Source organism: Bacteroides sp. OF04-15BH (assembly GCF_003477995.1).
Classification (GTDB): domain Bacteria; phylum Bacteroidota; class Bacteroidia; order Bacteroidales; family Bacteroidaceae; genus Paraprevotella.
This window is the reverse complement of sequence record NZ_QUEM01000062.1, coordinates 1-6,703: the sequence shown is the minus strand read 5'-3', so window position 1 is coordinate 6,703 and position 6,703 is coordinate 1. Positions and strand designations below refer to the sequence as shown.

The window sequence follows — 6,703 nt, the reverse complement described above, 5'->3', positions numbered from 1 at the left end:
TGCGGGGGTAAAAATCACTCCGAAGTCGTAATTTTTTAATTGAAAGAAGCATGGAAACAAGAAAACCTAACAAGGGCGGTCGCCCCGCCCTCGCAGACCCGGCGAAGCATCGCCATGTCCTTTACCTGAACGACCGGGAGAATGCCCGCTTCCTCTCGCAATGGGAGCAGTCGGGCGTTACGAGCAAGTCCCGTTTCATCGCCGCCCGGTTGTTCGGCGAGCCGTTCCGGGTGGTGAAAGTGGACAAATCGGCGGTCGAGTATTGCGCCCGGCTGACCGAATTTTATGCACAATTCAGAGCCGTGGCGGTCAATTACAACCAAGTGGTAAAGGCGTTGCACAGTAATTTTTCCGAGAAAAAGGCACTGGCTTTTCTCTATAAACTGGAGAAAGCGACCACCGAACTGGCGGCACTGAACCGCCAAGTTATTGCATTAACCAATGAATGCAAGGAACTATGGTTGCCAAAATAAGCACGGGCGGCAATATGTTCGGCGCACTGGCATACAACCAAAACAAAGTGGACAGCGAGGAAGCAAAGGTGCTTTTCTCCAACCGGATGCTGTTAAGCGAGGACGGGAATTTCTCTATCGGCGAGTGTATGCGCAGCTTCGAAATGCAGATGCCCGTCCAGCTATCCACCAAGAAGCCGATACTGCATATTTCCATAAACCCGCACCCGGAAGACGTGCTGACCGACCAGCAGCTTTCCGACATCGCACGGGAGTATATGCGGAAGTTGGGCTATGGCGACCAGCCTTATTTGGTGTACAAGCATACCGACATCGACCGCCACCATATCCACATCGTGGGGTTGCGGGTGGACGAGAACGGCAGACCGCTGAATGACAGGTTTGAGCATCGGCGCAGCAAGCAAATCACCCGTGAACTGGAAAAGAAATACGGGCTGCACCCGGCAGAGCGAAAGGAACGTGCCGAACGTCCGGAACTTAAAAAGGTGGACTATGCCGCCGGGGACGTGAAGCACCAAATCGGCAACACCGTGAAAGCGGCTTGTTACGGCTACCGCTTCCAGTCGTTCGGGGAATATAAGGCTTTGCTTGCCGCTTACAACGTGTGCGCCGAGGAAGTCAAAGGCGAGATAAACGGCAAGCCCTATCAGGGCATTGTCTATTCCGCCATGAACGACAAGGGCGAAAAGACAGGCAACCCGGTAAAGGCTTCCCGCATCGGCAAGTCGGTAGGTTATGAAGCGGTGCAGCGCAGAATGGAGAAATCGGGCGAAGCAATCAAGAACGGGAAATTGAAAGAACGCACCCGGAAGATTGTAGCCAATGCCATGCAGACCGCCCACAGCCGCAAGGAACTGGAACAGCAGCTAAGGAAGCGGGGCATTGACGTGGTATTCCGTCAGAACGACAGCGGGCGCATCTATGGCGTTACGTTCATCGACCATGACAGCCGGGTGGTGCTGAACGGTTCACGCTTGGGCAAGGAGTATTCGGCGAACGTGTTCAACGAACGTTTTTCGGGCGAAACCGGAAAGATACACCAGCCCGAAGTGGCAGCACCGCAGCAAGACCAGCCCACGCATCAGGAACAGCAGGGCTTCACGCCGAAAGCCGACATCGTTTCGGGCGTGGCTTCCGTGCTGGGTGCTTTCGGCGGTTTGCTGGGCGGCGGTGCATCAGGCGGTGACGAGCCGCAGGACACCGCCCGCCAAAAGAGAAAGAAGAAAAAGAAGCGCACAAGGCGCATCGACTAACTTAAAAACATACAATTATGCAGCAAGAGGATGATTTGAGAGGGCTTGCAAGGGTCATGGACTTTATGCGGGCTGTCAGTATTTTATTCGTGGGAATAAACGTGTACTGGTTCTGTTACTCCACCCTGAAAGAGTGGGGAGTGACCTTTGAAGTGATAGACAAGATACTGTGGAACTTCCAGCGCACCACCGGGCTGTTCTCGTCCGTTCTTTGGACAAAACTTTTTGCGGTGGTGTTCCTCGCCCTGTCGTGCATCGGCACTAAGGGCGTGAAAGAGGAAAAGATAACGTGGACGAAGATACATTGCAGCCTTGCGGCGGGTGTCGTGTTGTTTTTCCTGAACTGGTGGCTGCTGGAACTTCCGCTGCCACATACGGCGGATGCCGTGTTTTATATCGCCACGCTTTCGGTGGGCTATATCTGTATGCTCATGGCGGGTACGTGGATGTCCCGGTTGTTGAAAAACAACCTCATGGATGATGTCTTTAATACCGAGAACGAAAGTTTCATGCAGGAAACAAGGCTTATCGAGAACGAGTATTCTGTAAATCTGCCTACCCGGTTCTACTATAAGAAGAAGTGGAACAATGGCTATATTAACGTTGTAAACGTTTTTCGTGCGAGCATCGTGTTAGGAACGCCGGGCAGCGGGAAGTCATACGCAGTAGTAAATAATTACATAAAACAGCAAATCGAGAAAGGTTTTGCGCTCTACCTGTATGATTATAAGTTTCCTGACCTTTCGGAAATCGCTTACAATCATTTACTTAACCACTTGGACGGCTACAAGGTTAAGCCGAAATTTTACGTTATCAATTTTGACGACCCACGCAAGAGCCACCGATGCAACCCGATAAATGCCAGCTTCATGTCGGACATTGCGGATGCCTACGAAGCAAGCTACACGATAATGCTTAACCTCAATCGAAGTTGGATAAGCAAGCAGGGCGATTTCTTCGTGGAAAGTCCGATTATCCTTTTGGCGGCTATAATTTGGTATCTCCGTATCTATCAAGGCGGCAGGTATTGCACGTTCCCCCATGCCATTGAACTGCTAAATAAGAAATACGCCGATGTATTCACCATTTTGCGCAGCTACCCCGAACTGGAAAACTACCTTTCCCCATTCGTAGATGCTTGGGAATCAGACGCTCAAGAGCAGTTGCAGGGGCAGATTGCCAGTGCGAAAATCCCGCTTTCAAGAATGATTTCACCCGCCCTTTACTGGGTAATGACGGGTGATGATTTTTCACTTGACATCAACAACCCGAAAGAGCCTAAAATACTGGTTGTCGGCAACAATCCTGACCGCCAAAATATCTACTCGGCAGCACTGGGATTATATAATTCCCGTATCGTGAAGCTGATAAACAAGAAAGGTCAGCTTAAAAGTTCGGTGATAATAGACGAGCTGCCAACGATTTATTTTCGTGGGCTTGACAACCTGATTGCGACCGCCCGAAGCAACAAGGTTGCGGTTCTGTTAGGCTTTCAGGATTACAGCCAGCTTACCCGTGACTATGGGGACAAGGAAAGCCGTGTAATCCAAAATACTGTGGGTAACGTGTTCAGCGGTCAGGTAGTCGGTGAAACGGCGAAAATCCTGTCGGAGCGTTTCGGAAAGGTGTTGCAGAAACGGCAGAGCATGACAATCAACCAACGGGAAAAATCCACCTCGATAAGCACCCAAATGGACAGCCTGATACCCGCCAGCAAAATATCCAACCTCACGCAAGGTATGTTCGTGGGGGCAGTAGCGGACAATTTCGATGAACGGATAGAGCAGAAGATTTTCCACTGTGAAATCGTGGTGGACAATGAAAAGGTGAAGCGGGAAACCGCCCGTTACGTGAAGTTGCCGCAGATTATCGACTTCACCGACAAGGACGGCAACGACCGGATGCAGGAGGAGATACAAGCCAACTATGACCGCATCCGTCAGGAAGTCAGGCAGATAGTCGAGAACGAGATAACCCGGATTAAGAACGACCCGGAGTTATGCCACTTGATTAAGGAGGAAGAATAGCTATATATAATAATGTATGGAGTGAAGAACAGCCGATGTAGCTTTACGGTTGTTCTTCATTTTGCTTTTTGGTGCGGTAGGCTTCAAAACGCACTAATATTTCGTGCAGGTTCTTCAATGCTTCCACAGCCTTGCCTATCGGCGGCATCTTGCTTTTGTCGAAAGTCAGTTTCTTCAAATCGGTAGTGTACGCCGTAGCCACTTCGGGTAACGCCATGACCGCTTCGGCATCCTTGAATATCGGTGCATCAGCCAGCGACAAGTGCGAACGGGAGTTTTTATTTAGTCCGTCCTCTATCGTCACCCGGTACATGGCATCCAAGAAATCTTCCGAATGTAGGTAATCGTTATATTCCTGATTGTGGTAGAGTGCCGACAAGTCGTAAACGTCACGGATATGCTTTGCCAACAGTGCGGCTGCATCCTCATTGTAAGACAGCTTTACCAGCCTTGAAACCTTGTCGCAGATAGTCTTTCGGGGGTTGATACACTGCGTTTCAAAACTTTCCAGCCCGTAGGTGCTTATCAGTTCCTCTTGCCCGATGCTTTCAAGAAAGGCGGTTACAATCGGTTTGATAACCCGCTTGTCCGCCGGGTAGAACATCAGTTTTTTGTCCGGCAGGTCACAGGATTTTATCTCTACTTCCAAATGTTCTTTCAGTCCCACGCCTTGAAATACATTGTCATACGAGAAATACAGTTTACGGTAATTACCGCCCGTTTCCGACAAATCTTCCTTGTATATGTCACTATTGAGTTCGGCTATGTATTTGGAAAGTTTCTTGTTCAATGTCTTTTCTGCCTGCTTGGACGCACCTTTATCACCCGTGAACACGAACAAGTCCAAATCTTCCGAGAAACGTTCTATCCGCCCGTAGGCTTTGGAAAGTGAAGTTCCGCCTTTGAAGTAGGTCTTATCCGCATATTCGGACATGGAAATATCCCGCAGTATCTTCGATACCCAGTAATCCTTTTCCACGTGCGACTGCTCGTAGCCGAAATGTTCAGCCGCCAGTGCGATGATTTCCTTGAACGCTTCCTTGTCCGAATGTAAATTCATATTTCTGTCCTATGCCGTTTTATAATCCAAGTTGAACCGTGTCGTGGGAAGAATGGTCTTTGCCATTTCTGTTTGCAACACGGTTTGTCTGATGTCGCCCAGTATATCCGCCACCACCTTTCTGACACGTGGCGGGTAACTTTTCGCCAAAGATACGATTTTTTCCAGTTCCGGCAGGCTGTACCCGTTGAAATATTGGCTTTTGACCCGGTTGTAGATGTCCTGCCCGGTTGTTCCGGGTATGCGCTTCATGTCCTTTATCGCATCGAGCAGCCGCAAGTACGGGACAAGGCTTTCATCCGGGTAGTCCATGCAGTAGGCTTTCACGCACTCTATATCCAAGTTCTTGAAACGGAAACGGCGAACCGGGTTAGGAGTGGCTATCGTTATGGTTGTGGCAACCTGTTCGGTCAGTCCCATTTTGTTATAGATGTAAGCCCCCGTGATATAGCCGTTCAGTTTTTCAGTCAGGTAGCGGAACTGTTCATCCTGATAGACAGGCAACTTTCCCAGCCCCAGCACTGATTTCTTGGGACGGTAGTACGCCCCCTTTTCAACCCGTACCAGTACCCCTTTGCGGCTCTGTTCGGAGAGCAGCACCGCAACATTAGCGGTCTTTTCCGTTTCAAACGACAAATCCCGGAACGTGAATATACGCCCGGTATCTATCCGTTCAATCTGCCCAAGTATCTCTTTCCTGAATGAAGCCATATTTATGTCCTTTGTTTCTATATGCAAAGATAGTATATTATGTAATCACCTGCAAAAACATAACAAAGATTTTGCCGAAGATGTTTTCTTTTTGTCGTGTCACCTGATAATAGAAGAATAACGGAAACTCAATCAAAGGCTTGCCAAACGCTTCACAAATGGCTCACAAGTATAATGCGATTTTTGTAAAATGCTGATTATAAGCCGAAAACAATATATACAAATGGCTCACAAATGGCTCGTTTAAAGCAAGCGATTAACTTCGGTCTGTACCCGTTTTAAATCTCCAACCAACAGTTGGAGATTTACCGCACCCGGATAATTTCAAGCTCCGCAGGACAAATTCGGGCATCCCTTGCCCCCGTTTTTAGTCGCTATCTGTAGACTGGACTATTATTATACCATTCAATAATCAAATCATTATCGTTATTATGGACATTTAAAGTGAAAAAGATATTCCTATAATGATTAAAGCAATAGATGCAAATATGTATCTATATCTTTTTGTAGAAAACATTGCTCCTATACAAGAGATAGATACAGCAAATTGCATACATTTTAAACTTAACTCTGTAGTCTTAAATATACACATAGACAAAAAAGATAATGCCAAAACAAATAGTATAACATTCAATATATATTTCAGTTTCATATTACTTTTAATGTTCCCATGGTTCAGTTTAATCTATTTTCTCTAATTCAATTGTAGCTACTTTCTCTTTATCCGGACTAATTTCATTCTGTATAATGGTTATATGTTTTTGGGTATAGCTTTTGATAATCCAAGGGGCTCCACCCAAATATAAAGCATTGCTATTAAATGTGATATATTTCCCTTCTATTGTATAAGTAATATCAATTTCATCGTAACCTTCCCAATTTACTTTCCCTTTCCGAGTATCTACAAATTGCATACCGACCCCCATATTTTGTACTGTCCAAGCCTCACAATGCCCTGTTCCACGCCATGAAGTCTGATAAAGTGCTTCGGGGGTTAATTCATTTGTCTGTTCATTATCATCATCGCAGCTTATAAAACTGAATGTACATAGGAATAGCATAAATATTCCAAGAATTTCTTTTGTTTTCATATTCTCTTTTTTATCTCTTGTTTAACTCATTCAATCTTTATTTTGTTTCTTCGTTGAACCAACCAAAGATAAGACAAAGATAAAAAGA

6 protein-coding genes are annotated in these 6,703 nt (G+C 46.8%); 3 read left to right on the top strand and 3 right to left on the bottom strand.

What is annotated here, in order from left to right; genetic code table 11:
* Window positions 1–50 precede the first annotated feature (50 nt).
* The 3 genes from mobA to mobC are packed head-to-tail and all read left to right on the top strand — an operon-like array spanning window position 51 to window position 3,753.
* Window positions 51–473, top strand: a complete 423-nt coding sequence (gene mobA, locus DXA74_RS15325) for a conjugal transfer protein MobA (RefSeq protein WP_117749019.1) — start codon at window positions 51–53, stop codon at window positions 471–473.
* On the top strand, window positions 458–1,726 hold the full coding sequence (mobB, locus tag DXA74_RS15320; RefSeq protein ID WP_025077257.1) for a conjugal transfer protein MobB: 1,269 nt from the start codon (window positions 458–460) through the stop codon (window positions 1,724–1,726). Before mobA ends, mobB begins: the two co-directional genes overlap by 16 nt.
* 17 nt (window positions 1,727–1,743) lie before the next feature.
* Window positions 1,744–3,753, top strand: a complete 2,010-nt coding sequence (mobC, locus tag DXA74_RS15315; RefSeq protein WP_118529007.1) for a conjugal transfer protein MobC — start codon at window positions 1,744–1,746, stop codon at window positions 3,751–3,753.
* Between the two features lie 43 nt (window positions 3,754–3,796).
* On the opposite strand, the gene DXA74_RS15310 is transcribed toward mobC, so the two are convergent.
* From DXA74_RS15310 to DXA74_RS15295, 3 genes are all read right to left on the bottom strand, one after another.
* Window positions 3,797–4,813: a nucleotidyl transferase AbiEii/AbiGii toxin family protein gene (locus DXA74_RS15310; RefSeq protein WP_118529005.1), complete on the bottom strand. Its 1,017-nt coding sequence runs from the start codon at window positions 4,811–4,813 to the stop codon at window positions 3,797–3,799.
* 9 nt (window positions 4,814–4,822) lie between these two features.
* Entirely contained in the window at window positions 4,823–5,524 is a 702-nt protein-coding gene (locus DXA74_RS15305) for a DUF6088 family protein (protein WP_011202384.1), read from the bottom strand.
* A 680-nt stretch (window positions 5,525–6,204) separates the two neighbouring features.
* Complete coding sequence (locus tag DXA74_RS15295; RefSeq protein WP_118529003.1) at window positions 6,205–6,615, bottom strand: hypothetical protein; 411 nt, start codon at window positions 6,613–6,615, stop codon at window positions 6,205–6,207.
* Between the last annotated feature and the right edge of the window lie 88 nt (window positions 6,616–6,703).

What these genes read in the sequence shown, in the direction of transcription:
- mobA (WP_117749019.1), top strand. Translation starts at nt 51, where the DNA reads ATGGAAACAAGAAAACCTAACAAGGGCGGTCGCCCCGCCCTCGCAGAC.
- mobB (WP_025077257.1), top strand. Translation starts at nt 458, where the DNA reads ATGGTTGCCAAAATAAGCACGGGCGGCAATATGTTCGGCGCACTGGCA.
- mobC (WP_118529007.1), top strand. Translation starts at nt 1,744, where the DNA reads ATGCAGCAAGAGGATGATTTGAGAGGGCTTGCAAGGGTCATGGACTTT.
- DXA74_RS15310 (WP_118529005.1), bottom strand. Translation starts at nt 4,813, where the DNA reads ATGAATTTACATTCGGACAAGGAAGCGTTCAAGGAAATCATCGCACTG.
- DXA74_RS15305 (WP_011202384.1), bottom strand. Translation starts at nt 5,524, where the DNA reads ATGGCTTCATTCAGGAAAGAGATACTTGGGCAGATTGAACGGATAGAT.
- DXA74_RS15295 (WP_118529003.1), bottom strand. Translation starts at nt 6,615, where the DNA reads ATGAAAACAAAAGAAATTCTTGGAATATTTATGCTATTCCTATGTACA.